Consider the following 24,768-nt stretch of genomic DNA (forward strand, 5'->3'; position numbering starts at 1 on the left):
GTCAGGGGCGTGCGCGGGGCGTCGGGGCGGGCGCCTGTCGCCGTGGGAACGTTGACAGTGTTTCTTTCTACACGCAACGCACTGGGTGTACTGCCACCCGGGGAGGGTCGAACCCATATCGCCGGCATGCTCTCCCCTGGCCTTCAGTATGAGGAGGATCGCCTGTGCGCCCTCGCGCGCCACGGCATTCTCGATACGCCCGCCGAGTCCGAGTACGAGGACATCGTGCGTCTGGCGGCCAGTCTGTGTGACGTGCCCCTGGCGCTCATCAGCCTGGTGGATCGCGAGCGGCAATGGTTCAAGGCCCAGGTGGGCCTGCCGGACGTGAGCGAGACGGCGCGCTGTCTGTCCTTCTGCACCTACGCCATCGAGCAGACGGCGGAGCTGTTCGTCGTGGAGGATGCCCTCCAGGACGCGCGCTTCGCCGCCAACCCGCTCGTGCTGGAGGCGCCCCACATCCGCTTCTACGCCGGCGCGTCCATCCACTCCGAGGAGGGCTACCCGCTGGGCACCCTGTGCGTCATCGACACGGTGCCGCGCGCCCTGAGCGACCGGCAGCGGCGGGATCTGCTCGCGCTCAAGCGGCAGGTGGAGCTGCTGCTGCGCTTGCGCCTGCGGGTGCGTCAGGCCGAGGCACGCAACCGCCAGCTCCTGGAGTCCTCGGGCGACGCGGTGTTCCTGCTGGACGAGGCGGGACGGGTGCTGGAGCTCAACCCGGTGGCCTCCCGGCTGATCGGCCGCGAGGCGCGGGAGGTGCTGGGCACGCGCCTGGAGGCGCTCGCGCTCGACGGCGAGCGGGGCCGCGTGCGCGAGGCCCTGGGGGAGCTGCTCGCCCAGGGCTCGGTCCGGGCGCTGGACGTGGGGCTGCGCTCGGCCCGAGGCGAGCGGCTGTCCCTGGACCTCACCGGCGCGCTCCAGGAGGGCACCGACGCCCGGCGCCTGCTCGTGGTGGCGCAGGACCTCACCGAGAAGCGGATGCTGGAGCGCGCGAGCCTGCAGAATGATCGGCTCGCGTCCCTGGGCGTGCTCGCGGCGGGCATCGCCCACGAAATCAACAACCCCATCGCCTACCTGCTCACCAACATGGGCCTGTTGCGCGAGTGGATGGACGAGCTGGAGCAGCGCCTGCTGCGCCTGCCGGGCCCCACGGCCCATGCCCGGCAGTTCCTCGGGGAGGCCCGGCAGGTGCTGAGCGAGTCCATCGTCGGCTGCCGCCGCATCCGCGACATCGTGCGCGACATGCGCTTCTTCTCGCACGCCTCGGACGAGTCGCTCGAGTCGGTGGACGTCAACGCGAGCCTCGACTTCGCGCTGCGCATGGCCGAGGCCCAGTGCCGGGGCACCGCCCGGTTGGAGAAGGCGTGCGACGCGGCGCTGCCGCCCGTGCTCGCCAGCGAGAGCCGGCTGACGCAGGTGTTCCTCAACCTCATCGTCAACGCACTGCAGGCCATGGGCTCCAGCTCGCCCCAGCACAACGTCCTGCGGGTGAGCTCGCGCCAGGAGGCGGACGTCGTCCGCGTGGACGTCTCGGACACGGGCCACGGCATCCCCCCCGAGGTGCTGCCGCGCATCTTCGACCCCTTCTTCACCACCAAGCCCGCTGGCACCGGCACGGGGCTGGGGCTGTCCATCAGCCACGCCCTCGTGCGCAAGATGGGCGGCGAGCTGCGCGTGAGCAGCGAGCCGGGCCGCGGCACCACCTTCTCCCTGCTGCTGCCGCGGGGCGCCGCCGAGCCCTCCGCCGCCCTGGCCTCCTGAGGGGCCCGGACGGCGGACGGGGGCGTCAGCCCTGGTAGGACTCGTCCTGCTCGATGCGGCTGAGCACCCAGTCGAAGTCCCCCGAGGCCACCCGGGCCTCGCAGTGCGTGCAGTTGCCCGCCATGTTGAGCGCGAGTGGCGCGCCGCACGAGGGACAGTTCTTGTCCGAGCCGGGCTGGCCCTTGGCGCCCCGCCCCCGGATGAGCGTCCAGTACTCGCTGTACGCGCGCTCGCGCGACTTGCTGCCGCTCACGAGCGAGCCATCCGCGTCGCGCACCGTGAAGTCCAGGCTCGTGGCGTACACGCGCACGGTGACGGCGTGGAAGTACTTGTCGCTCACCACGCGCGCCATCTGCACGTCCGTGATGCGGGCATTCTGGGTGATGTTGCGCAGGCCCTGCCGCGCGTAGGTGTCCATCCAGTACAGCTGCATCTGGAAGAGGCTGTCGCTCACGTACGGGCGCACCCGCTCCCACTGGCGGTTGCTCCAGGCCACCTGCATCTCCTGGAAGATGGTCTCCAGCCGGTGCGAGAACGTCTCCCAGCTCAGGTCGGGATCCTCCTCCTGGGCCTTGCTCCAGTGCATGTCCAGGTTGGACTGCACGAGCGTGGGCAGGTTCGTGCCCTGCTCGGGCGTCTCGCCGCCGAGCTGCGGGCCGCGCCGCTCGCGCTCCTGAGGGGAAATCTCGCTCACCACCCAGTCGAACTGCCCCGTGTTCACCTGCTGCTCGCAGTACGAGCAGACGCCGCCACGCATGCCGTCCAGGGGCGCGCCGCAGTGCGGACACTTGAAGACGCGCGCCTGATCCGGCGGGCGCGACTGCACCGCGGTGGCGCGCGACAGCCGCCACTCCTCGGCCACGTAGTAGGCGCGCTCCTGGCCCGAGGCCTCCACCTCCGTGTAGTTGGCCTCGAAGCGCACCGTGACACTCACGTGGGTGCTGGTGGGCCGCACCTGGGTGGCCTCGAGGTACTGCATGGCGCCCACCACCACCGAGTGCACCTGCCGGGGCGTGTCGCCCAGGGCCGCCAGGGTCTCGCGCGCCTCCGGGGAGAGGTAGGCGCTGAGCGTCTGCAACCGGTTGCCCCCGCGCGCCTCATGGGCCTGGGCATACAGGGCGTAGAGGAAGTCCTCGAAGGGAATGAGCGAGAAGTCCGGATCGAAGGGCCGGGGCCGGCCATTGGGGCCCGGGGGGCCCACCCGGCGCAGCGAGGTGAGCCGATCGCGCGCCGAGGCGGTGGTGGAGGGCCGGGGTCCGGACGTGCGCCCGGGCGGCAGGACGGTGCTCCACGCCTGCTCCTCGTTCTGCTCCTGCACCGAGCTGAACACCCGCTGGAGGATCAGCAGCAGGATGATGACGCTGAAGATGGCGCAGAGCATGCCGCCGCCGCCGCAGCTTGAGCTGTTCGAATAGCTCGTGCCCGAGGAGCGGTACGACGAGGACGAGGACGAGCCGCTCCAGGACGAGGACGACGAGCCTCGGGAGGACGACGAGCCCCGGGAGGACGAGGACGAGGAGCCGCGCGAGGACGAGGAGCCGCGGTAGGTGCTGCCGCCGCCCGGACGTGCCTCGCTGTCGATCGCGGGCAGCAGGAGCAGGGACAGACAGGCGGCGAGGACCCCGAGGGACAAAAGGCGCTTCGTGCGGTTCATGAGACGTGCAGGGGGGCGTCGGGGAGTTCGTTGACGTCGTCGGGGGAGCGGGGCAGCACGCGCTCCAGGGGCGGCGTGAGGGCGAGCAGGGCCTGGAAGAAGGGCGCCGGATCCTTGGAGCCGGCCACGGCGGAGGCCACGCCGGCGAGCGCCCGGGTCCACTCCTCACCGAGCGCCGCGGGGTCCACGCCGAGGTCCGTGACGACCTCCACCCGGCGCTCATAGAGGGAGACGAAGACGAGGATGCCGGTGCGGCCGGTGGTGCGCGTGATGCCCTGGTCCACGAAGGCGGCGCGCGCCGTGGTGCGCACGGCCTCGTCCAGCAGGGCGCTCGCGGTCAGCCGACGGCGCACGCCGGGCACGAGCTGGAGCACGAGCACGCCCGCCACGAAGGCCAGCGCCACGCCCACGGGGAAGGTCTCCAGGGGGAACTCCTGCGGCAGGTAGAGCATGGCCACGAGCGCCGCGAGCGACACGCCAAAGCCCACCAGGTAGTCGGTGTGGCGGTAGTGGCCCGAGCGGGCATTCACGGCGATGACGACCTCGGCGGCGGTGCGGGACTCGATGGCCTGGACCGTCGTGGCGGCCTGGGCCCGGGCGGCGTCGGTGAAGTAGGGGGATGCCCCCATTCGGCTCTCCTGGCTGGGAGCGCGCAGTCTAGCGCTTCGAGCTCGAGGAGGGGGGCAGCTCACCGCGCAGGATGGCGAGCACCCGCGCCCGGGTGTCGTCATAGGAGGGCTCGCCCTCGAAGAGCCCATACGTTTCGTGCGAGTCGTCCGCGCCATAGGCGTCCAGGTGGAACAGGCGCGGCGCGGACGGGTTCTTCTCGCGGGCGAAGTCGTTGGTGAAGGCATACGAGCCGAGCGAGATGACCCGCTCGGGCCGCTCGCCGCTGGCGCCGAACACCTGGAACTCGTAGCGCCGCGCCCAGTCGCCCTTGAGCTCCAGGTTCTCCACCACCGCGATGAGCCACGGTCCCTCGTGCCACTGCTCGCGGATGTAGAAGTCCTGATCCATCCCGCCCTCGCGGTGCAGCGCGAGCAGGGCCTCGCGCTCGGCGTCGCGCCGGGCCGTGTTCCCGAGCGCCTGGTGCACCTGGACGAGCCGCTCGCGGATCCGCCAGTCCCGGGGGGCGAGCGCCGCCGCGCGCTGGAAGTGCTCGAGCGCGGCCTCGTTCCGGCGCGCGTCCTGGAGGTGCCGCCCGGCATGGGTATGGGCGAGCACGAAGTCCGGGGCGACGCGGCTCGCCTTCTCGAAGGCGAGCAGGGCCGCGTCGGCCCGGCCCTCGTCCTCGGCGAGCAGGCCGGACAGGAAGAGCGCCTGGGCGTTGTCGGGCTCCAGGGCGAGGGCGCGCTCGAGCGCGGCACGGGCCTCGGCGGGCTGTTGGCGTTGCAGGTGGAGCGTGCCGAGCAGTCGCCAGGAGCGACCGCGCTGGGGGTCCAGTTCGGTGGCACGTTGGGCCTCGGCGAGGGCGGTGGCGAGCTTCTCTGGATCGCGTCCGCCGAGGAAGAAGGCGCGCAGGAAGTGGGCCTCGGCGGAGTCCGGGGCGAGCGCCTCGACCCGCTGGGCCTCGGCCCGGGCCTGGTCGTCGCGCTTGAGCGCCAGGGCGGTGCGCGCGAGCAGGGCATGGAGCGCGGCGTCCCGGGGGTGGTGCTCGAGCCGCGCCTCCAACTCCCGGGCGAGGGCCTCCAACTCCGGGGTGCCCCGAGGCCCGACGAGGAAGGGCTGGGCCTTCTCCAGACGCTCCTCGTAGGTGTCGCGCTCGACGGAGGTCAGCGGATGCGCGCCCTGGCGCGAGGTGCAGCCGGCGCCCAACAGGAGCAGGGCGAGCAGGGCCACCGGGACGGAGGGTCGGGACATCCCGGGAGCATACTCACGCCAGGGCCATTTCGAAGCCCGTGCGTCCCTCGGGGAAGTGGTCTCGGGGCCGGCTGGCGGGCGTCACCGCGTACAGGTGGAAATCCAGACGTCGTTGGAAGAAGCCCTTCAACGCGGGCTGGAGCGGATCTCCCTCGTCGAGATACAGCGTGAAGAAGTGATAGCCCTGGCCCTGATGGTCCGCGTACACCTGCTCCACGAGCGCGCGCAGGATGTCTGGGTTTTCGTCCTGGATGCTGGTGTTGCACAGGTAGAAGTAGTTGAAGGCATTGCCCGGCGCGGGCAGTCGGGGCGCGCGCAGCACCGTGGCCATCGCGTCGTAACCCCACTTCACCCAGCGCATCGAGCCCCGGTAGGCCAGCACCTGATAGCGTTTGACCGCCTGGGGATCCCAGACCGAGGTGCAGCCCACGAGCGCGCCGTCCGGGTCGAACGCCAGATAGCAGCCGTCCACGCGCAGCCCGGGCCAGTCCGCCAGGCGGTGTTCCAGCTCGCCCAGGTCGTAGCGGTAGCCAAAGGCCCGTGCGCGGTGGTCCGCGTCCAGCCGCGCGGCCATGGTGGGAATGTCCTCGGGCGTGGCCCGGCGGACCCGGTAGCGGCCCGGGCGGGGCGTGCGCCGACGCGTGAAATGCACGGACACCGACCCGAAGCGGCGCAGCAAGGTGTAGCGCGGCTGGGACACCCGGCCCGGCTTGCGCTTCACCAGGGCATTGAGGGCGGTCGCGTTGCTCGCCATCACCGCCGTGAGGAAGGCCTCCACGCCCAGCCGCTCGGCGGTCTCCTCCAGCACGGGTCCGTAGAAGCGCGACAGTCCCCGACTGCGGCGGGCCGAGAAGCGCGTGCGCAGGTCCCCGAGATAGCCCACCCGGCAGGCCCGGCCCTCGAGCCAGCCGTCCCGCACGAGGATCGTCCCCAGGCCGTCCAGTTGCCCCTCCACCTCGTGCACCCAGGGCTCCGCGAGGCCCCGCTGCATGTCATAGAGGCGGAAGAAGTCCGGCTCGCGCCGCGTGGCCAGCACCAGCTCGCCTTGCATGGGCACGGCGCCGAACAGGTCCAACAACTGGGGGGCATCCTCTCGCGTGGCGCGGCGCAACGAGCTCATGGGTCCTCAATCCTAGACCTTGTGGCGGAAGGGGGGCCACGCCGACGGTCGATCTTGTCTTGCATGCTCGGGGAGGGCCGTGTTGGGACCGCGCCTGGAGCTTGCCGCCCTCACGCCCACGTCCATGCCCTGAAAATCAGGCACTGACGGTGCGATTGCAATGGGCTACCCACCGTCTTCCACGGGCGGGGCTTCTGCTTCCTCGGATTCTTCGAGCGCGAGCTTCTTCTTGTGTTCTTCCCACGCGCTCAATGCGGACGCCACGGGGTGGAGTGTGTGGAGCTTCAGCCTCTTGTGGTGCACCGCCAGGTAGTGTTCCCCGGCGATGACCACGAAGCACTCGGGATGGGCGGGGTGGCGCTTCAGCCATTCCTCCGCTTCCGTTCGAGAGGAGAATGAGGGGGCTCCCGGCGGGATTCCCTTCGCGGTGAGCGCCGCGATGGCCGCTTCCATGACGTACTCGCGCTCCAGGCCGCGGGTGTCGTCCTCGCGCATGTACCCGCATTGGTAATAGTCATCCCCAATGAGGATGTGGGCTGGGCTCGGTGGTTCCGCGGTGTCCTTCAACCAGCGCTCCGCATCCTCGCGGCGGGTGAACCGCGCCACGGCGATGGGCGCATATTGATGATGATGGATGAAGAAGTCCTCGACCTCCTCGATTTGGCCCGTGTCAGCGATGAAGTCGAGCAGTGCGATGAGGACGCGGACGTGTTGCTTCTGCTGGGGCTCGGATACTTCGTCGAGGACCGCGAGGAGCATCTCGGTCGCGGGTCGCGAGAATGCACCCGTGCTCGCGTTCAAGACCGGACTCGTCCTGGAGGGACCTCCAGGCGCCAGCCCCGCGAGATAGTCCTCGAAGCGGTAGAGCTGCCCGGTCACGTGAATGAAGTTCCTGCTTTCGCCCACATACCGCCAGAGTCGCTTTTCGTCTTCAGGGCCTCGAGCCCGCGCGGCCTGCCAGCGCGAACCGGCGAACCTCGCGGCGGACGCAAGTGTTTCGAGGATGGTCACCCGCCGACCTCCGTGAGTTGAAATTCATGGGGAGTCCCCGGGGTGTTCTCGGCGAAGACCACGAGTGGCGCCAGTGCCAGTGCCCCTCCTCCCGAGCCAACGACCACGACCGTGAAGGCAACACCGGCGATGACAACGACGGTCCCCACGAGGAGCTCCGTACGGTGTTCCTTGAGCCAGTGGATGGCGGGCGCTATCGCCTGGAAGCTGGGCGAATACTCTTCATTCCACTGGCCGCGCCTCCTCGTGCAGTCCACCTTGGCGTCCAAGCAGTTGCTCGGGCACCACGCGTATCTGGCCACGCGCCAGGGTCGTGCCTTGGTGTCAGTGTTTTTGCGCCAATCCACCAGGAAAGGTCTGCTGCTCGTGAGGCAATCCTGCTCACACTGGAGGCGCCGACCCTCGCAGTACTCCTCCAACGCCGAGTCCGAGGTGGAGACGCGCACGATATCGCGGTGGGCCATGGCTCGGCTCATCGCGGGCTGGAGCGTCGCCATGTCGAAGGCCTCGAGGGGGAGCCACTCGTGGGTCACCTGCCCGTCCGCTCGTGGCTTGATGATGAGCGCGCATCTGGCCAGGTCCTCGGGACCAGGAGGCCCGGCGTCCGTGTGGCGCGTGGTGCCGCAGGAAATGAGGATGAGGGCGAGGCCTACGGCCATGGCCCTCCGCGCGAAAGCGACCGGTCCCATGTGGGTTCCACTCTACGATGGAACCCGTCTTTGTGATCCACCTCGACGACGCGTTGCGCCTGCTCGGGCCGCAGCAGCGCTCGCTCATGCTTGCTGTGGCCGGGCTGTCCGCCGGGACTTCTGCCCGTGGGCTGCTGGCACTGACGCGGACCACCAGGCGTGTCGGAGAAAGGCGGCCTCGAGGAGTTGGGACTGGCGGCGCGAAGAACGCTGAGCGGATCAGGAGCGCTGGAGAATGCTTCATGGTCGTCCAGCTTTCAGGGCGTTTGACCCTGGCGAGCGCGCCTTTGGAAGATGATCCGTGAGTCTCCATCCCGGCTGGTGATTGAGCGGATCATGCCCACGGCCGAGGGGGTGATTCAGGCCGACCGGGTCGTCGATGTATCCTTCAGGAAATGGAAGTCGGGCTCAAGGGAGGGCCGATGAGAATGGTTGCCCTGGCAACGTCGATTGCCATGGTGTGCGTTGGATGCGTGCATCCGCGGCGTCTGGAGACCAGCGTCCATGTCGTTTCCAAGGACGCGCGAGGATTGGGAGCCTCGCTCGCGACTGGGGGATCGGGTGGCCATGATTGCCAACAAGAGCACGTGGAGTGCATGCAGCACTGTTGGAATAAACGCTACCCGTGGCCACACAGCGAAGAGCAAAGCGGGTGGTATTAGAGAGCCTAACTTAACTTGCGGAGTAGCCCGGGCGTAACCACCTTGGAGGTATGACCCGAGAACTGCTGCCGGACGCCCTGTGGGTCCGAGTGAAGGACCTGCTGCCCGTCCATCCTCCGCAACCCAAGGGCGGACGGCCCTGGAAGGAGGACCGGCTCGCGCTGCGCGGCATCATCTTCGTCCTCAAGGTCAACATCCCCTGGGAGTCGCTGCCCGCCGAGGTGTTCGGCGTGTGCGGCATGACGTGCTGGCGACGCCTACGCGACTGGGCCGAAGCGGGAGTGTGGGAACGCCTCCAGCGACTGCTGGAGGCGGAGTTGGGAGGCCAGGAGCTGATTGACTGGAAACGAGCCGCCATCGACTCCACGTCGGTGCCGGCAAAAAGGGGGGTCTACTCACCGGCCCCAACCCGACGGACCGAGGGCGTCCGGGCAGCAAGCACCACCTGGTGACCGACGGAGCGGGCCTGCCGCTGGCCGAGTCGCTCACTCCAGCCAACACGCATGACAGTCGCGAGGCGCTGCCGCTCGTGGACGAGATTCCTCGCGTGAAGTCGCCGCGGGGCGCGTCGCGCAGGCGGCCCGGTAAATTGCACGCGGACAAGGGTTACGATTATCCGCGTGTGCGCCAGGGTCTTCGTCAGCGGCACATCCAACCGAGAATTGCTCGCCGGGGCGTGGAGTCCTCCACTCGCCTGGGTCGCCACCGGTGGGTGGTGGAACGGACCTTCGCCTGGTTGAAGTTCTTCCGCCGCCTCGTCATCCGCTACGAAGTGCGCGACGACATCCACTTCGCCTTCCTCCAGCTCGCCTGTTGCCTCATCCTCGTCCGGCGGTTGAGTTAGGCTCTCTTATGAGCGGTGCATGACGCTCTGCCGGGAGCAGTTCGCGGAATGCGAAGAGGCTCAGGAACGAGCCTTGAGGGATAAGGAGAAAAAGCTGGATTTCTCCGACATGGAGCGTGCGCTCAAATGGATTGATGGTCACCGTGACGAGTTGGCGATTGGGACCGTGGTTCTGGTCGCGGGAGCTGCTTTCGTGTTGACAGTAAGCCCTGTAGGGTGGCTGGTCCTGGTTCCTGTTGCTGCTGCCTCTTGAGCTGATCATGTCGGTCAAATACAATCCAAGATTCGATGTCGACTCGGTTCTGCAGACGCTGGGCGTCTTGAATGAGAAGTGCCCGGAGGGCTCTCCAGAAGACGAGGCCATCCGTGTGGCCGCCGTGGCGCTGATCTATGTCCGGGAGAAGCAGAACCTGGACGACTATCGCGAGTTCTTCAGGGCCTTCTATACTCCTGCCGCCGAACACGTCGTCGTTTCTCATGTGTTCGCGACACGAGCGGAGGCGGATACGTGGCTCGCCCGTGCCACGCCCCGGGATGGCGAACTGGTCAGGATCTCAGGACAAGGTTTTCAAGTCATTCCTCGGAGAGGAGCGCAGGGTTTTCGATTCCTTCGGACCCCCTTGCCCGACGAACTGGCGAGGAAGAGCGCTGACGAGCCAGAACAGACATAGCCGATCAGCGGCCATTGCTCCGCCGTGTGGCTGGGCGCGCGTCCCCGTGCACCCTCGTCAGAAGGCGTAGCCCACGGAGAAGGACAGCACGGGCAGTCGCATGGCGCGCTCGAAGGTCCGGTCCAGCACGGCCTCGGCCTCGCGCGAGAACGTGGCGACCTCTTCCCCCTCGGCGGGCGTGAAGCGCGGCTCCACCTTGCTGCTGGCATCCAGCGCCACCGCTCCGCCGAGCCCCGTGCGCGCCGTCCATCCACCTCCGAGCCGCCAGCGCCAGCCGACCTCCACGTCCAACAGGTGCAGCACCGTGCGGAGGTGGTAGTCCCGCCCGTCCGCGCCTCCGTCCGAGGGCGCCTCCAGCCCCGTCAGGCTCGCCAGGAGCGACTCCGGGCGCGTGTTGCCTCCCAGGGTCACCCGGCCATAGCCCGCTTCCACGTACAGGCCCGCGCGCGCCACCGGCCGCCAGCTCACGTGCGTGCGCCAGACGACCGAGCCCTGCAGGGTGTCCTCGATGAGGTCCGCCGCGTTCCGGTCATACGCGCCCACCAGCACCGCGGCGCTGTTGATGGCCCGCACGTACGCCAGGGGCTGGTAGCCCAGCGAGGTCGACAGGCCCAATCGGTGCCACGGAGACTCGATGCCCAGGCGTCCGCCCACCGAGAGGGGCAGGTCCGTGTTCGCCTCCACCGTGGCGCGCCAGCGGGGGGTCTCCTCAGGGATCGGCTGACCCTGGCCCCACGCGGCCGAGCCACCCAGGAGCCCCAGGAGCGCACCGCCCACGGCCGTCCTCATCGCCCTGTTCACGCCCGCCCCCCTTGGAACCCCTCGCGGGCCCCGTCATGAGACCTCGCGGCTAGGGTGGCCACCCCCGGCCGCACCCGCCATCCCCACCAGGCGGGCGAACGTCCTGGAAGCGGGCGGGCGGCCGGGCGCCAGGCTCCGGGACCGGCCTCCGGTCAGGAGTGCTCTTTCTCCGAGGGGGCCTCCAGGCCCTCCCGGTGCGAGGACTCCCGGTGGACGGCGCCCTCCTCGGGCGGCGCACGGCGTGGCATCCACACGGTGAAGAGCGTGCCCGCCTCCGCGTCCGACTGCACGGAGATGGTGCCACCATGGGCGGTCACGATCTCCTGCGCGATGTAGAGCCCCAGGCCCAGGCCGGAGAGGGGATCGCTCGGCTTGTCCGGCCGGCCCGCGCGCCGGAACGGATCGAACAGCAGGGGGACGAACTCGGCGGGGATGGGCTGGCCCTGGTTGCGCACGCGCATCACCACCGCGTCCTTCTCGCCCTCCAGCACCACCTGCACCGGCGTGCCCGCGGCGCCGTGCTTGAGCGCGTTGGTCACCAGGTTCTGGATGACCTGGGTGAGGCGGTCGCGGTCCCACTCGCCCTGGCCGTCGCCCACCGTGCGCAGGATGAGCGGGTTCTGGGTGGAGGTGAGCTGCAGCTCCTCGGTGACCTCGGCGGCCAGGGCGAAGAAGTCTCCCGGTCGGCGGTCCACCGGAATGCCGCCGCCCAGGCGGCCCCGGGTGAAGTCGAGCAGGTCGCCGATCATGCGTGTCATGCGCTCGGCGCCCTGGTTGATGCGGGCGGTGGACGCCTTCACCTTGGGGTCCGGCACCTGGCGCGCCAGCAGCTGGGACTGCAGGAGGATGGCCTGCAGGGGGCTGCGCAGATCGTGGCTCACGATGCCGAGCAGCCGCTCGCGGAAGTCCACGGCGCGCTGCTGCTCCTCCATGTGCTGGCGGCGCTCGGTGGCGTCGCGCAGCACCACCACGTGGCCGCGCAGCGCGCCGCCTTCCTTGTGCAGGGCGCTCACGGTGATGTCCGCCCAGAAGCGGCGGCCGTCGCGGCGCAGGCGCCAGCCCTCGCCCGAGTACACGCCGCGCCGCTCGGCCTGGTCCATCTCCTGGGAGAAGGACGCGCCGCGCAGCTCCTCGGGCATCAGCAGCGCGCCGTAGGGCCGGCCCAGCACCTCGTGCTCGCTGTAGCCGGTGATGGCCTCGGCGCTCGCGCTCCAGGTGATGATGCGGCGCTGGGCGTCGAGCAGGAAGATGGCGTGGCCGTAGACGCCCTCGATGACCAGGTGCAGCGTCTCGTTGGACTCCTTGAGGGCCTGGCGCTGGCGGGTGCGCTCCAGGGCGAAGCGCATGGAGCGCGGCAGGAGGGCGTAGGACTCGCTCGTCTTGGGCAGGTACTCCTCGAGCCCCTCCTGCACGGCCTGGAGCGCCTGCCACTCCTCGGCCGTGCCGGTGAGCATGAGCACGGGGATGCCCGGCCAGACGCGCTGCACGTCGTGCAGGAGATCCAGCCCCGTGGTCCACGGCAGCATGAAGTCCACGAGCACGGCGTCGAAGCGCGGCTGCTCGAGCGCGCGCTGCCACTGCTCCTCCTCGCCCACCTCCAGGATGTGGATGCCGGGGAAGGCACGCCGCAGCACGCGCGCCGCCATCATGCGGTCCGCGGGGCTGTCATCGACGACGAGCACGCGCAGCGGCCCGAGCGTCTCTGACGGGTCGCCTCTCATGCGCCCGCGCCTCCTCCGGCCACGCCGGTCATCGGCGGAGGGGTGCGGGGCAGCTCGACGGTGAAGCGCGAGCCCTGGCCGGGCGTGCTGTCCACGAGGATGCGCCCGCCCAGGGCCTCCACCACCTGGCGGGTGATGAACAGGCCCAGGCCCAGGCCGCCGTAGTGCCGCTCGGACACGCCGCGCTCGAAGCGGCCGAAGAGCCGCGCGCGCACGGAGTCGTCCATGCCGATGCCCTCGTCGCGCACGCTCAGGCGCACCCAGTCCCCGAGATCCTCCAGCCGCAGGCTCACCGTGTGGCCGGCGCCGAACTTGAGGGCGTTGGACACCAGGTTGGTGATGATCTGCTCGAGCCGGAGCACGTCCCACTCGCCGAGCACGCGGGGGGGCAGGTCCAGCTCCAGCGCGCACCCGGCGCGCGCCGCCTGGGCCTCGAAGCCGGTGACCACGTCGCGCACGATGGCCGCCAGGTTGACGTCCTGCTCGCGGCGCAGGGACAGCCGGCCGCTGGTGATGCGCGTGGCGTCCAGCAGGCTGTCCATGAGGCTCGTCATGCGCTTGACCTGGGCGTCGGCCGAGTCCAGGTGGCTCATCAGCCGCTCGAGCGGCAGGGGCTGTTTCTTGAGCTCCTGGCGCATGAGCTGCAGGCGCAGGGACAGGGGCGTCATGGGGGTGCGCAGCTCGTGGCTCGCCACGGAGAGGAACTCGTCGCGCAGGCGCACCGCCTCGCGCAGCTCCACCACCAGGCGCTCGCGCTCGCTCTCGGCGCGCAGGCGCCGCGTCTCGGCGCGCTCGCGCTTGGCCTCCAGCACCTCGCGCGCCCGCTCGCGCATGGCCGCCTGCTGGTGGCGCAGGTCCTCGCGCTCGCGGTGCAGCTCCACGAAGACGGCCACCTTGGCGCGCAGGACGCGGGGGTCCACGGGCTTGCGCAGCCAGTCGGCGCCCCCGGTCTCGTAGCCCCGGGCGACGCGATCCTCCTCGCTGTCACCGCCGGTGAGGAAGATGAGCGGCACGGGGCGCAGCATGGACTGGGCGCGCAGGCACCGGGCCGTCTCAATGCCGTCGAGTCCAGGCAGGCGCACGTCCATGAGCACCAGGGCGAAGTCCTCGTCCTCCCAGCGGGCGAGGGCCTCTTCGCCCGAGGCGCATTTGACCACATGCAGGGTGAAGGGCTGGAGATGGCGCTCGAGCATCGCCAGGTCGGCTGGCTGGTCATCCACCAGCAGGACGCTGGTGCGCGGGCTCTGCCTTGCTTGCACGGCGCCTCCGTCCGATTCCTGGCGTCCGTACCAGACGGCGCCGACCACTTCGAGAAGAGATGTCACCCGGCGGCCGCCCGGACGTTTCGCAAACAACAGGACCCGCACGTTCCCACTTGGCGCCAGGGGAAGGCCCTGGATCGCACCGCGCGCCGGGCATGGGGCGGATCCGGGGTGGCGGGGGGCGCGGCCCGGGAGCATCCCGGCATCCGGGGGAAGATAAGCGCGGTGTGGGCCCCCGCCGACTGGCGATTTTTCTGTATAAGGGCGCCCGGACGGGTGGCGCTTGCCGCCTTGGTGAGAAAGGCAGGACACATGCGGAAGTTTCTTATGGTGGCGACGCTGCTCGTCGCGACGGGCTGTCAGCAGCAGGGCTCCAGCGGGAGCGCCGGTGGCGCGGGTCCGACGCCCCAGACGGACGACCAGAAGACGTTCTACGTGCTGGGCTCGTCCCTGGGCCGTCAGATCCAGGTGTTCGACATGTCGCCCGAGGAGGTCGAGTTCGTGAAGGCCGGCCTCACGGCGCAGCTGACCGGCAAGGAGTCCGAGGTCGACATGCAGACCTACGGCCCCAAGCTGCAGGAGCTGGCGCGCACCCGTTCCACGGCGCGCGCGGAGAAGGAGAAGGAGAAGTCCAAGGCCTTCCTGGAGGAGGCGGCCAAGGAGGACGGCGCCCAGCGCGCCGAGTCCGGCCTCATCTACAAGAGCCTCACCGAGGGCACCGGCCCGAGCCCCACGGCCAGTGACGTGGTGAAGGTGAACTACCGGGGCACGCTGCCGAGCGGCAAGGAGTTCGACAGCTCGTACAAGCGCAACGAGCCGGCCCAGTTCCCGCTCAACGGCGTCATCCGTTGCTGGACCGAGGGTGTGGCGAAGATGAAGGTGGGCGGCAAGGCCAAGCTCGTGTGCCCGTCCGACCTGGCCTACGGCGACCGCGGCACCCCGGGCATCCCGGGCGGCTCGGCGCTGGTGTTCGAGGTGGAGCTGCTGGAGATCGTGCCCCCCGCGGCGCCGCCTCCCGCCCCGCCGGCGCCCCCGACCCCGGCCCCGACGACGCCCCCGCCCGCCAAGAAGTAGCTCTGGCGCCGCGTCGCGTCGCGGGTCGTCTCCCGGGCCATCGCGCTCCCCCGTCGTCTCGGGGCGGCCGGTGGCCCGGAGTCGTTTTCGGGGGATTCGATTCGAGGCGTCAGTAGGGCCGCTGGCCCGCGTAGTTGCCCGGGGGCGCGTAGTTGCACACCCAGAGCTGCCACGTGGGGAAGCGCGCGCCGAAGGGAGAATTCTCCGTGCAGATGACCGTGGCGCACCCCACCTCGGTCGTCTTGCGCCACACCACCTGCGTGTAGTGGCCACAGACCTTGCCCGAGGCGCAGGTATTCTTGGTGTACGAATAATCGGCGGCCTCGGACACCCAATCCTCCACCACCTGGGCGTCCGTCTTCGTGCCCGGCGGCGCCGCCGCGGCCAGGTTCTCGCCATAGGGGCCGCGGTTCTTGTTGTGCTCGAACTCGCACCGCGCCGCGTAGGCCTGGGCCACCGCGGCGGCCTCGGTCGACCAGGTGAGGCCGGCCAGGGCGGGTTGGGGCGGGGGGGTGGCCCCGGCGCGCGCCGCGTTGTGGGCGGCGACCATCTCGGTGGCCAGGGGGCTGTCGGCGCTCTCGGCGTGAGGGGTGGGGACCGGTTCGCTCTCGCCACAGCCCGTGGCGCTCAGCGTCAGACAGGACATGCACAGGGCGAGCAGTCGGTTCATGCAACGGCTCCTCTCGGGGCCCAGGGTTGCTGGAACTTTGGAGGGGGGGCCGATCCGTGGCAAGTCTCGCCCGCCACGCGGGGGGAGAGGGCCGTCATGACGGACGCCGAGTGCCAGGAGTTGCTGCGCTGGGCCGCGCCCCGTCTGGGCTTGCGGCTGGAGGGGTTTCGCCGGGTGCGGGGCCAGGTGGGCAAGCGCGTCACCCGGCGGATGACGGCGCTCGGCGTGCCGGGGCTGGCCGCCTACCTCGTGCGGCTGGAGGGGGATGCCGCCGAGCGCGCCGTGCTGGACGCGCTGTGTCGTGTCACCGTGTCCCGCTTCTTCCGGGACCGGGCCGTCTTCGACGTGCTGGGCGACGTGCTGTTGCCGGGCGTCTTGGCGGAGGCGCGGGCCCGGGGCGGGTCGTGCCTGCGGGTGTGGAGCGCCGGCTGCGCCTCGGGCGAGGAGCCCTATTCGGTGTCCGTCCTCTTCCGGCGGGGCCTCGCGCCGCGCTTCCCGGAGTTCCACCTGGACCTGGTGGCCACGGACGCGGATGTCGCGCTGCTGGCCCGGGCCCGGCGGGGCTGCTACGCCCGGGCCACGCTGCGCGAGGTGCCCGCCGCGTGGAGCGAGGAGGCCCTCGCCGCCGAGGGCCCCCTGTGGTGCGTGCGCCCCGCCTGGCGCGAGGGCCTGGACTTCCGCCCTCAGGACCTGCGCGAGCACATGCCCGAGGGCCCCTTCCACCTCGTGCTCTGCCGCAACGTGGCCTTCACCTACTTCGCCCCGCCCGTGCAGCGGCGCGTGCTGGCGGGCCTGCTGCACCGGCTCGTTCCCGGGGGCCTGCTCGTCATCGGCGCCCAGGAGGCCCTGCCCGCGCCCCCCGAGGGCCTCGTGCGCGCCGCCGGTCCCGAGGCGCCGGTATGGCGCTGGCTCGGCCCCGGCAAGCCCTGACCCGGCGCGACTTGCCACAATCGGACAGTTCCATTAAGTCGAACCTCTCCCCGTTTCTGGATCTCCAGGAAACCGGGGCGAGGGGACGCGTGATGCGGAACTACGTGGGTGCGATCGCGGCGGTGTGTCTGGCGGCCTGTGGCGAGCCGGGAGGGACGGAGGCGTCCTCGGCGCCGGGCGCGCTGGAGCTGACGCGCGAGGCCGACGGCGCGGCCTCGGGCGCCTGGGGCCAGGGCGAGGCCCGGGTGCGCTTCGCCTCGCGGCGCGTGGAGTCCGGCGTCTACCGGATCGAGGTGCGGCAGAACGGCATGTCGCTCACGGGCCTGGTGGACGCGGAGCAGGGCGTGTCGTCGCTGGACGGCTTCGCGGAGGACAACGGCCAGGACACGCAGATGCTGGACGGGGACCGGGAGCTGCTCGCGGGCCTGTACGCGGCGCTCGGCGCCGAGCTGCCCGCGGGCCCCGCGCTCGCGCCCGAGCTCAAGTACCTGCGGCGCGCGGTGGGCCTGTGGGCCGAGCACCCGCCGGCCGTCGAGCTGCAGCGCACGGTGATGGGCGAGCAGGGCCGGGGCTACACGATGTTGTGCGGCTACGCGAAGTGCAACGGCAAGTTCACGGGCAGCTGCGGCACCACGTTCAACTGGTACTCGTACGCGAAGCACGACTGCCAGCACGGAGGCTTCGACCTGGCGGCCAACCAGCAGCTCGCCCAGCTCGGCGACCACGCCACGTGTGACGGGGACGAGCTGTACATGAGCGGCGGCAAGTGGGTGTGCGGCGAGCCCGACCACCAGAGCCGCCCCAAGGTGCAGGGCAACTGCTTTGGCCGCTGCGGGCCCGGCTGTGGCGGCGATACCCAGTACACCGTGGACGCCACCAACCACGACGGCTGCGTGCGCAACGGCCACGCGCTCACCAGCGCCTACTGCAACGACCAGTTCACCGCCGCGAGCGACGATGAGCTGTACGCGCCCGACTGCTACTAGATGAGACGCGGGCTCGCATGCGCGGGAGTGCTGGGGGGACTGCTGGCCTGCGCGTCCCCGGACGCGGAGCGGCACGCGGCGGCCCGGGACGTGGTGGGGCGCTTCTTCGCGGCCCTGCCCTCCGGAGATTGCGCGGTGCTGGGCCCGCTGTTGACCGCGCCCGGGGCCTGCCCGGGGCTGGTGACGGACCTGGGCGCCCAGGGGTTGTCCCTGGTGGCGGTGCTGGAGGTGAAGGCGGATGGGCGGGATCCGGATGCGCTGCTGGTGCGCACGCGGGTGGCCCGCGGTGGTGCCGTGCACGCGCAGCCCCTGCTGCTGCGCGTGGAGCGGCGCTCCGAGGGGTGGAGGCTGCGTTTCTAGCTGTGTTTCCCGCTGTGTTTTCCGCTGTGTTTCCCGATGATGGACCGTGAGATGACTCCCCGCGCCCGAATCGCCGTTCCGCTCGTGGGCGGCCTGTTGGGGGCCGCATGGTTGATGCTCGCCCTGGGAACGGCGCCCGAGGTGCTGCCTTCCTCCAGCGCGCCGTCCCGGGTCCGGAGCACGCCCGCGCCGCCTCCCGCCGTCGCCTGGGAGCCGGGCACGGTGCGCCTCATGCCGCCCGCGCCCGCGCTCGCCGCGATGCCCCGGGAGGCGATGCGCGCGGTGCCCGCGCCCGTGGACACGGAGGACGGCGTGGCGCCCGGGGAGAACGAGGCCCCCGCGCCGGAGCTGCCCCAGACGCCGGAGTGGCGGCACGGCAAGCTGGCGCGCATCACCGATTTGTTGGGCCGGGACGTGACGCGGCTGGAACTCGAGCGCAAGAGCGCCCAGGCCCGGGGCGATGACGTGGAGGCCCGACGCCTGGAGGTACAGCTCTCCCGGCACCGCGCCCGGCTCGGCGCCCTGCGGGAGGAGCGGGACGCCCTGGCGCGGGCGGCCCACGCGGACGCGCGGGAGCCTTGAGGTCGGGGCTCGGGGCGCTGGGCCTGGGTCTGCTGGGCGCCTGCGCCCCCGTGACGCCCGGAGACGTGCCCGCGCGCCAGGTGGCCGCGGTGGTGGACGGCACGGCGGCGCCCGCGGACGACGCGGTGGTGGCGCTCCTCGCCCGGCGCGTGCGCTGCTCGGGCGAGCCGCTGACGCTCCTGTGCTCGGGGGCGCTCGTCGCTCCGGACGTGGTGCTCACGGCGGCGCACTGCCTGGAGGTGTTCGGTCCCGAGGGCGCCTACGAAGTCTTCCTCGGCGAGCGGCTGCCGGAGGACTCGGGCGCGGAGGGGCGCTTCGTGCGGGTGGCGCGGGCCGTGCGGCACCCGGCTTATGTGCCCGCGACGCATGCCTGGGACGTGGCGCTGCTGCGCCTGGCCTCGCCCGTGGACGTGCCGCCCCTGGCCCTGCCCGCCCCCGAGGACGAGGGCCTCATGCCGGGGGGCCTCGCGCGGGTGGTGGGCTTCGGGGCCACGAAGGACCCCACGCTCGCCGGGGGCACACGGCGTCAGGGCGACCTGCGGGTGACGCAGGTGGACGCCGCGTCCTTCCGCGCGGGTCCGGCCCCGGCGATGAGCTGCGTGGGGGACAGCGGTGGGCCCGTCCTGGCCCGCGATGCCCGAGGCCGGGAGGTGCTGGTGGGCATCACGGTGAGCGGGGACTTCGCCTGCCAGCGCGAGGCCGTCCAGGTCCGCGTGGCCGCGCTGCGTGAGGGCTTCCTCGCGCCCTTCCTCGCCGAGCCGCCCGCGCCCGCCGGGCCGGTGCTCGCGCCGGGCGGGTTGTGCGCCGCGCCGTGTACGCGCGACGCGGAGTGTCCCTCGGGCCTGTCCTGCGAGGTGCCCGAGGCGGGTGCCCCGGGCCAGTGCCTGCTGCACGCGCTGCAGGCCGGCGACTACGGCGCCCGCTGCACCGGGGATGACACCTGTGGCGAGGCGGGCCCCTGTGTCCGCCTGGAGCCGAAGGGCCCGGAGGCCTGCCGGTGCTTCACCGCCTGTGAGCCGCCTCCCGGAGACGACGCGCCCCGAGGCTGCGCGGCGGCGTCGGGCCTGCTGCCGTGGGCCGTGGCCGCCGGAGCCTGGCGCGGGGGGCGCCGGAGGACGGGCCCCTGGGCGCGCCTCACGGGGCGTTGCCGCGTTTGACCTTGCGCCGGCTGGCGCTCTTCCGGGTGGGGTGGACCTCGGTGGTCGCGGGGCCCAGCGCCGGGGGCTCGGTCATGGCCGGACCGGGCGTGGCCTTGCGCATCAGCTTCTGGCGGCGCAGCGCCGCGGCTTGATCCCGCGGGACCGTCTTGCGGCCCTTGCTGGGCTGGGGACTGCTCACCGCCTGCGCGGCGCTCGTCACCCGGCGCTTGTTCTTCGTGCCTGCCATTCGCGTCCTGACGGCCATCGCTGCCTCCTCGCGTGTGAAGGGGTGTGAAAGGAACGGTGGGGACGCCCCCGCCAGTTTTCCACCCCGGGAGGCGTCAGCGCAGGACCTCGGCCGCCTTCGGGCAGTCCGCCACGACGGCCTGGGCCCGCGCGTGTCCGCTCCGGGCCTCGCTCACCGCGCGGGCCAGCGCGGGCGCGCACTTGTCCACCGTGGGGGCCCACTGCCCATGGCAGCACCGCCAGCCATCCAGCGTCTTGAGGTACTTGAGGGACTCGCCCCGCGTGGGCTTCACCAGGAACACCCCCGCGAGTCCCCCCAGCACGAGCCACAACCCCATCCACCCGAGCCCTCCCCGCCAGGCCCTCGGCTCCAGGGGCACCGCCTCCGGGAACACCCCCAACAGCCGGTCCAACGGCCGCCGCTGCAAGGGCAGACTCAAGAGCAGGTCCACGGGCACCAGCGGGGCCCGCAGCACGCCCCGGCCCAGGCCCGGCGCGCCGCCCTCGCGGATCAATCGCAGGCCCACGAGGCCCCGGCCCAGACTCCAGCCGCTCAGCGCGCCCAGCGCACTCATGAAGAACCAGACGCCACACCCGGCGGCGACGAGCGTCACCGGGGTGCGATCCACCTCCAGCGCGCGCAACGCGCCCCAGCCCAGCAGGGCCGAGAGCGCGAGATCCAGCACATCCGCCACCCACAGGCGCCCCAGGTGGCGGGTGTCGACGGTTTCGACTTCGGAGGAGAACAGCATGTCACTCATGCTCCCCCACCATAGACCGCTCGCCCGAGCCGTCCCGGATTTGTCGCGCCGCGCCGTTCACGGGCTCACGGCTCATCCGCCGACGCGCCGGATGTGCATCTCACTGGGCGGCTTCTTGCGTCCCCGCACCGTGGACTCCCCGCGGGGGGCCTTGTGTTGGGCGGGCTCCGCCGCGGGGCCCAGGGTGGCCCGCGCCAGGAGCCGATCCCGCCGCAGCAGGGGGATCTCGTCATGGAAGGGCATGAGGCAGCCCTTGCTCGCCTGCTGGTTGGGCTGAGCCGCGCTCGCGTCCACCTGCCGCCTGTTCTTGATTCCCACGATGTCGGTCCGAACCGCCATGTGCGCTGCCTCCGTCGTTGTCCCCCTCCCCGTAAGGAAGAGGTGGGAACGCGACGGGAGCGCGGCACCCCTGGAGGCGCCAACCCCATGGCCGTCCGCCCGGGCGGCTCAGGACTTGCGGCGCTTGCGCTTGCCGACGACCTCGGGCGGGAAGAGCCAGCCGTCCTGGGGCGAGGGCGAGGCCGACGTCTTGGGCTCGGGGGTCTCGTTGGCCGTGCTCACCAGCGTGGCCTTCACCTTGCGGTTGGCGGCGTGGGGCAGGGCCTTGAGCGGGGGCAGGTTCACCTTGCGGCAATTGCGGCACCAGGACTGGGGCCGACGCTCGCCGCCCTTCATGACGCGGGTGCCGAAGTCCTGCTCGGTGGGCCCGACGTGACCACAGCGGGGGCAGCGCGAGAGCGCCGTCTTCCCCACTTCCTTGGCGCGCTCGCGACCGAGCTTCACCACCAGCTTCAGAGCCGTGGCGAAACCGGGCTTGGCCTCCGCGTCCTGCTTGCGGGCCCGCTTCTTTCGTCCGCCCCCATTGAGGACAGGCATCCGATACGCCTCCCCGAGAAGGTCTTCCTGTCCCAGGATTCGCAATGCGCCGTTGGTCGAATCACTCACGGCCCCATGCATACTAACCGAGTCTGACATGGCTTGCCGATCCCCCTGGTGACTCGCCTGCTCTCCAGGTGGGCCGCCCCTTCCCGGCGGCGGGTGGCCCGGCGACACCTCCGCTCCGCGTCCGGGATGCGCACCTTTCCGGGACACCCACCTCGTGAGGAGCGTTCGATGTCCGACACCCCCCCGGGCAACCCGCAGAGCCGGGGCGACAAGCGTCGTCCCACGCGTCCCGGAGCCCAGTCCGCCTCCTTCCTCACCCACCTGTCCGAGGCCCGTGGCGTGGACTCCCAGGTGGCCGAGAAGGCCGCCGTGGCCGTCCTCACCGGGCTGCTCCGGCAGTTCGAGCCCGGTGACGACGCGGATGCGCCGGACCCGCTGGCGCTCAAGCTCCTGGAGCTCCTGCCGGTCTCGCGGCCCTTGGTCCAAGTCCAGGCGTCCGCCGAGCCGGAGGTGCCCTCCGATACCCTTCTGCCCGACGTGGCGCGCGCCGTGGGTCAGGACGCCGACGCGGTGGAGCCGCTCGTGCGCGCCGTCTTCCAGGGCCTGCGCGAGTACCTCACCGAGGCCGAGGCCCAGGAGCTGGAGCGCCTCTTGTCCTGGGACCTGCAACACCTGTGGCGGCGCACCCAGTAGCCCTGGGCCGCCGCCCGGGTGGAGCCGTTCAGGGCGCCCCGCCCTCGCCGCCCTGGGGCGACGTGGGGAACACGGGCGTGCCGCCGGGCAGGGTCGGGTCGTGCGGCAGGCTGCCGCGCGGGCTGCGCAGGTAGACGAAGGGCGTGGCGAACAGGAAGTTGCTCACGCGCGACGTATAGATGTCCGCGTAGCGCTCCACCTGCCGCGCCAGGTGGCTCTTGTCGTTGCCCGCCCGGGTGAGCAGGCCCCACAGGGGGTTGGACAGCTCGCTCGCGGCGCGCGCCATGGGCCCCAGCTCCACGTCCAGCGCCTCCTGCTGGGCACGCAATTCCGCCGCGCGCGCGTGCAACTGCTCGTCCCCGGGCAGGCTCTCGTCGCGCGCGGTGTACCCCAGCCGCCGCCGCTGCAGCTCCAGCCGCACCTGGCAGGCCTCCGCCTCCAGCCGCTCCTTCTGCTCCATGCGCTCGGCCAGCCGCGCCTCGGTGGCCCGGAACGCGCTGATGGCGCGCACCTCGTCCTCCAGCTCGCGCAGGATGAGCGCCGTGCGCCAGCGCAGCTCGTTCTTGCTCACGTGCACGTCGCCGAACATGTGGTCGCCCACGTACAGGATTTCATCCCCGCTCATGCGCAGCGAGCGCTCCACCTCGATGGCGCTGCCCCCGAAGTAGGGCACCCCCGGCTTGAGCGGCCCGGTGTGCGGCCGCAGGAGCCCCTCCTGGCCCTCGACCGTCACCACCTCGAACAGCGAGGCGCGCGAGGTGAAGAACTCGGGCTTGCGCGCGCTGACGATGACCACGTCGAACAGCTCGCGCCACGTCATGCCCGGGGGCAGGTAGGGGTCGAACGCGGCGTGCATCATGGGCAGGGTGTAGGCCCACTCGCTGTTGGTGATGAGCAGGAGCTTCTTGCCCGCGTTCTTCTGGTCCAGCAAGGCGAGCGCCGTGTCCGGATCCTGCTGCACGTAGCGCGCCGGGTCGGCGATGATCTCCGCCTTGAGCGCCCCCTCCATGTGCGTGGCGTCCAGGCTGCGGCGCACGTGCTCGTAGAGGTCGTTGTAGCCCATGGGCCCGCCCAGCTTGCCCTCGTCCAGCAGGTCCACCACCTGCGCGTAGAGACACGCCTCGGACAGCGAGAAGAGCGTGTTGAGGAACACCCAGCGCCGCTCGTGCAGGTCCACCAGCGTGTGCACGTACTCGTCGCGCTGGGCCTCGAAGCTCAGGGGCCGCGTGCCGTGCAGCGCCTTCTTCACGATGCCGAAGCGGTTGGCCTTGAGCAGGTTGCCCTTGTCGGTGTCGATGATGAGCCCGCGCATGGCCAAGGCCGGATCGAAGCGCAAGTGGGCCACGGGCCAGCCCTGGGCGACGAGCCGGTCGCGCATGTGCTCGTAGGCGCGTTGCTCCCACACCTCCACCTTGTAGTGGATGAGGGTGTAGTCCATGTCGTACCCGATGGCCTTGATGGCCCTCAGGTTGAGGGTGCGGTTGCAGAAGAGCCCGCGCTCGGGAGGAGGGGCTGCCGGATGGCCAATCATGAGCATCTTCGTGCCCTGGACTGTGCGAAAAGTCGATGGTTCTCGCACGGGCCCGTTGGACACGGGGCGTTGGCGGGGCGGGGAGGCAAGCGTGACGCGGGCGATGGGTCGGTGGGTGCTGCTGATGGCGTGTCTCATGGGCACGGCCCAGGCGGCGGAATCCAAGGACTGGAGCACGGAGCGGCGCGACGGCATGGTCATCCGCACGCGTCCACGGGCGGACATTCCCGGGGGCAAGGACTTCTGGGCCGAGGGCGAGCTGGCCGCGGACCTGGACGCGCTCCGGGCCGCCCTGAAGGACCATGAACAGTTCCGCCGGTGGATGCCGCACGTGACGGAGTCGCGCGTGCTGGCCCAGGAGCCCGGGGGCTCGCGCGTGACGTACACGCAGCTGGACCTGCCCATCGTCTCCAACCGGGACTACGTCCTGCGGGTCTCCGAGGAGGAGGGCCAGGACGCCGAGGGCCGGGCCACCTTCCTGCAGCGCTGGGCGCCCGCCCACGGGGTGGTGCCCGAGCGCCGGGGCGTGGTGCGGCTCTTGCGCAACATGGGCAGCTGGCACTTCACCGCCAAACCCGAGGGCGGCGTGCACTTCGTCTACCGCTTCACCGTGGAGGCCGGCGGCTCCGTGCCGAGCTTCCTCGCGAGCGTGGGGCAGATGGACGCCGTGGTGGAGACGGTGCGCGCCCTGGAGAAGCGCGCGCTCGCGCTCGCCCAGGAGACGCCCGCGCCCGCGCCCTAGGGACGTGACGGCGGACGTCACCTGGCGCGAGGTGACGGGAGAAGTGGTTTTGGGCTTGCGTGGGGGCGGGGCGGCCCCCTACTGTCCCCGGCGTGCGCCCTGGAGCCCGCCTTCGC

General features: G+C 71.2%; 27 protein-coding genes and 1 pseudogene. 12 read left to right on the plus strand and 16 right to left on the minus strand.

Annotation, left to right across the window (positions count from 1 at the left end):
* Nucleotides 1–126 precede the first annotated feature (126 nt).
* Complete coding sequence (locus I3V78_RS05040; RefSeq protein ID WP_204485178.1) at nucleotides 127–1,758, plus strand: sensor histidine kinase; 1,632 nt, start codon at nucleotides 127–129, stop codon at nucleotides 1,756–1,758.
* Nucleotides 1,759–1,783: 25 nt separating this feature from the next.
* Here I3V78_RS05040 and I3V78_RS05045 read toward each other — a convergent pair whose 3' ends face one another.
* From I3V78_RS05045 to I3V78_RS39030, 7 genes and pseudogenes are all read right to left on the minus strand, one after another.
* Nucleotides 1,784–3,412: a TIM44-like domain-containing protein gene (locus I3V78_RS05045; protein WP_204485179.1), complete on the minus strand. Its 1,629-nt coding sequence runs from the start codon at nucleotides 3,410–3,412 to the stop codon at nucleotides 1,784–1,786.
* The gene (locus I3V78_RS05050; protein WP_204485180.1) at nucleotides 3,409–4,041 is read right to left on the minus strand and encodes a hypothetical protein; all 633 of its coding nucleotides are present in this window, start codon (nucleotides 4,039–4,041) and stop codon (nucleotides 3,409–3,411) included. Before I3V78_RS05050 ends, I3V78_RS05045 begins: the two co-directional genes overlap by 4 nt.
* A gap of 28 nt (nucleotides 4,042–4,069) precedes the next feature.
* Nucleotides 4,070–5,272 carry a tetratricopeptide repeat protein gene (locus I3V78_RS05055; RefSeq protein WP_204485181.1) on the minus strand — a complete coding sequence of 401 codons (1,203 nt, stop codon included), beginning with the start codon at nucleotides 5,270–5,272 and terminating at the stop codon, nucleotides 4,070–4,072.
* Nucleotides 5,273–5,285: 13 nt separating this feature from the next.
* A complete protein-coding gene (locus I3V78_RS05060) occupies nucleotides 5,286–6,392 on the minus strand; it encodes a hypothetical protein (RefSeq protein ID WP_204485182.1) in 1,107 nt (368 codons plus the stop codon).
* 165 nt (nucleotides 6,393–6,557) lie between these two features.
* Nucleotides 6,558–7,403, minus strand: coding sequence for a hypothetical protein (locus tag I3V78_RS39020; protein ID WP_239576301.1), 846 nt, complete (start codon nucleotides 7,401–7,403; stop codon nucleotides 6,558–6,560).
* The gene (locus tag I3V78_RS39025) at nucleotides 7,400–8,062 is read right to left on the minus strand and encodes a hypothetical protein (RefSeq protein WP_239576302.1); all 663 of its coding nucleotides are present in this window, start codon (nucleotides 8,060–8,062) and stop codon (nucleotides 7,400–7,402) included. Before I3V78_RS39025 ends, I3V78_RS39020 begins: the two co-directional genes overlap by 4 nt.
* A gap of 68 nt (nucleotides 8,063–8,130) precedes the next feature.
* Nucleotides 8,131–8,286 (minus strand): annotated as a pseudogene (locus tag I3V78_RS39030) (IS66 family transposase); the annotation flags it as partial.
* A gap of 518 nt (nucleotides 8,287–8,804) precedes the next feature.
* Here I3V78_RS39030 and I3V78_RS05075 point away from each other — a divergent pair.
* From I3V78_RS05075 to I3V78_RS05085, 3 genes are all read left to right on the plus strand, one after another.
* A protein-coding gene (locus tag I3V78_RS05075; RefSeq protein WP_204485183.1) for an IS5 family transposase occupies nucleotides 8,805–9,598 on the plus strand; the annotation gives its coding sequence in 2 pieces (ribosomal slippage) (nucleotides 8,805–9,141 and nucleotides 9,141–9,598; 795 coding nt in all).
* Nucleotides 9,599–9,617: 19 nt separating this feature from the next.
* Complete coding sequence (locus tag I3V78_RS05080) at nucleotides 9,618–9,851, plus strand: hypothetical protein (RefSeq protein ID WP_204485184.1); 234 nt, start codon at nucleotides 9,618–9,620, stop codon at nucleotides 9,849–9,851.
* Between the two features lie 7 nt (nucleotides 9,852–9,858).
* Complete coding sequence (locus I3V78_RS05085; protein ID WP_204485185.1) at nucleotides 9,859–10,269, plus strand: hypothetical protein; 411 nt, start codon at nucleotides 9,859–9,861, stop codon at nucleotides 10,267–10,269.
* A gap of 57 nt (nucleotides 10,270–10,326) precedes the next feature.
* Here I3V78_RS05085 and I3V78_RS05090 read toward each other — a convergent pair whose 3' ends face one another.
* The 3 genes from I3V78_RS05090 to I3V78_RS05100 all read right to left on the minus strand — a co-directional run bounded on the left by I3V78_RS05090 (nucleotide 10,327) and on the right by I3V78_RS05100 (nucleotide 14,050).
* A complete protein-coding gene (locus I3V78_RS05090; protein ID WP_204485186.1) occupies nucleotides 10,327–11,046 on the minus strand; it encodes a hypothetical protein in 720 nt (239 codons plus the stop codon).
* Nucleotides 11,047–11,222: 176 nt separating this feature from the next.
* A complete protein-coding gene (locus tag I3V78_RS05095; RefSeq protein ID WP_204485187.1) occupies nucleotides 11,223–12,791 on the minus strand; it encodes a sensor histidine kinase in 1,569 nt (522 codons plus the stop codon).
* On the minus strand, nucleotides 12,788–14,050 hold the full coding sequence (locus tag I3V78_RS05100; RefSeq protein WP_204485188.1) for an ATP-binding protein: 1,263 nt from the start codon (nucleotides 14,048–14,050) through the stop codon (nucleotides 12,788–12,790). Before I3V78_RS05100 ends, I3V78_RS05095 begins: the two co-directional genes overlap by 4 nt.
* 315 nt (nucleotides 14,051–14,365) lie before the next feature.
* On the opposite strand from I3V78_RS05100, the gene I3V78_RS05105 reads away from it, so the two are divergent.
* Entirely contained in the window at nucleotides 14,366–15,127 is a 762-nt protein-coding gene (locus tag I3V78_RS05105; protein ID WP_204485189.1) for an FKBP-type peptidyl-prolyl cis-trans isomerase, read from the plus strand.
* A 109-nt stretch (nucleotides 15,128–15,236) separates the two neighbouring features.
* Here I3V78_RS05105 and I3V78_RS05110 read toward each other — a convergent pair whose 3' ends face one another.
* Nucleotides 15,237–15,797, minus strand: a complete 561-nt coding sequence (locus I3V78_RS05110; RefSeq protein WP_204485190.1) for a CAP domain-containing protein — start codon at nucleotides 15,795–15,797, stop codon at nucleotides 15,237–15,239.
* A 96-nt stretch (nucleotides 15,798–15,893) separates the two neighbouring features.
* Between I3V78_RS05110 and I3V78_RS05115 the strand changes: the two genes are divergently transcribed.
* The 5 genes from I3V78_RS05115 to I3V78_RS05135 all read left to right on the plus strand — a co-directional run bounded on the left by I3V78_RS05115 (nucleotide 15,894) and on the right by I3V78_RS05135 (nucleotide 19,812).
* Nucleotides 15,894–16,727: a CheR family methyltransferase gene (locus I3V78_RS05115; RefSeq protein ID WP_204485191.1), complete on the plus strand. Its 834-nt coding sequence runs from the start codon at nucleotides 15,894–15,896 to the stop codon at nucleotides 16,725–16,727.
* A gap of 92 nt (nucleotides 16,728–16,819) precedes the next feature.
* Nucleotides 16,820–17,713: a hypothetical protein gene (locus I3V78_RS05120; RefSeq protein WP_204485192.1), complete on the plus strand. Its 894-nt coding sequence runs from the start codon at nucleotides 16,820–16,822 to the stop codon at nucleotides 17,711–17,713.
* Nucleotides 17,714–18,073, plus strand: a complete 360-nt coding sequence (locus I3V78_RS05125; RefSeq protein ID WP_204485193.1) for a hypothetical protein — start codon at nucleotides 17,714–17,716, stop codon at nucleotides 18,071–18,073.
* Nucleotides 18,074–18,124: 51 nt separating this feature from the next.
* A complete protein-coding gene (locus I3V78_RS05130) occupies nucleotides 18,125–18,655 on the plus strand; it encodes a hypothetical protein (RefSeq protein WP_204485194.1) in 531 nt (176 codons plus the stop codon).
* Nucleotides 18,652–19,812 carry a S1 family peptidase gene (locus tag I3V78_RS05135; protein WP_239576303.1) on the plus strand — a complete coding sequence of 387 codons (1,161 nt, stop codon included), beginning with the start codon at nucleotides 18,652–18,654 and terminating at the stop codon, nucleotides 19,810–19,812. Before I3V78_RS05130 ends, I3V78_RS05135 begins: the two co-directional genes overlap by 4 nt.
* Here I3V78_RS05135 and I3V78_RS05140 read toward each other — a convergent pair.
* From I3V78_RS05140 to I3V78_RS05155, 4 genes are all read right to left on the minus strand, one after another.
* Nucleotides 19,790–20,041 (minus strand): hypothetical protein, encoded by a 252-nt coding sequence (locus I3V78_RS05140; protein WP_204485195.1) that lies wholly within the window; start codon nucleotides 20,039–20,041, stop codon nucleotides 19,790–19,792. The genes I3V78_RS05135 and I3V78_RS05140 overlap by 23 nt on opposite strands.
* 94 nt (nucleotides 20,042–20,135) lie before the next feature.
* Nucleotides 20,136–20,801 (minus strand): hypothetical protein, encoded by a 666-nt coding sequence (locus I3V78_RS05145; RefSeq protein WP_204485196.1) that lies wholly within the window; start codon nucleotides 20,799–20,801, stop codon nucleotides 20,136–20,138.
* 72 nt (nucleotides 20,802–20,873) lie between these two features.
* Entirely contained in the window at nucleotides 20,874–21,140 is a 267-nt protein-coding gene (locus I3V78_RS05150; protein WP_239576304.1) for a hypothetical protein, read from the minus strand.
* 108 nt (nucleotides 21,141–21,248) lie between these two features.
* Nucleotides 21,249–21,677, minus strand: coding sequence for a hypothetical protein (locus I3V78_RS05155; protein WP_239576305.1), 429 nt, complete (start codon nucleotides 21,675–21,677; stop codon nucleotides 21,249–21,251).
* A gap of 237 nt (nucleotides 21,678–21,914) precedes the next feature.
* Between I3V78_RS05155 and I3V78_RS05160 the strand changes: the two genes are divergently transcribed.
* Nucleotides 21,915–22,379: a DUF2267 domain-containing protein gene (locus I3V78_RS05160; protein WP_204485198.1), complete on the plus strand. Its 465-nt coding sequence runs from the start codon at nucleotides 21,915–21,917 to the stop codon at nucleotides 22,377–22,379.
* Nucleotides 22,380–22,407: 28 nt separating this feature from the next.
* Here the strand turns inward: I3V78_RS05160 and I3V78_RS05165 are convergent, their stop codons facing one another.
* Nucleotides 22,408–23,910 carry an HAD-IG family 5'-nucleotidase gene (locus I3V78_RS05165; RefSeq protein WP_204485199.1) on the minus strand — a complete coding sequence of 501 codons (1,503 nt, stop codon included), beginning with the start codon at nucleotides 23,908–23,910 and terminating at the stop codon, nucleotides 22,408–22,410.
* A 91-nt stretch (nucleotides 23,911–24,001) separates the two neighbouring features.
* On the opposite strand from I3V78_RS05165, the gene I3V78_RS05170 reads away from it, so the two are divergent.
* Nucleotides 24,002–24,652, plus strand: a complete 651-nt coding sequence (locus I3V78_RS05170) for an START domain-containing protein (RefSeq protein WP_204485200.1) — start codon at nucleotides 24,002–24,004, stop codon at nucleotides 24,650–24,652.
* The last annotated feature ends 116 nt before the right edge of the window (nucleotides 24,653–24,768 follow it).

Source organism: Archangium primigenium (assembly GCF_016904885.1).
Classification (GTDB): domain Bacteria; phylum Myxococcota; class Myxococcia; order Myxococcales; family Myxococcaceae; genus Cystobacter; species Cystobacter primigenius.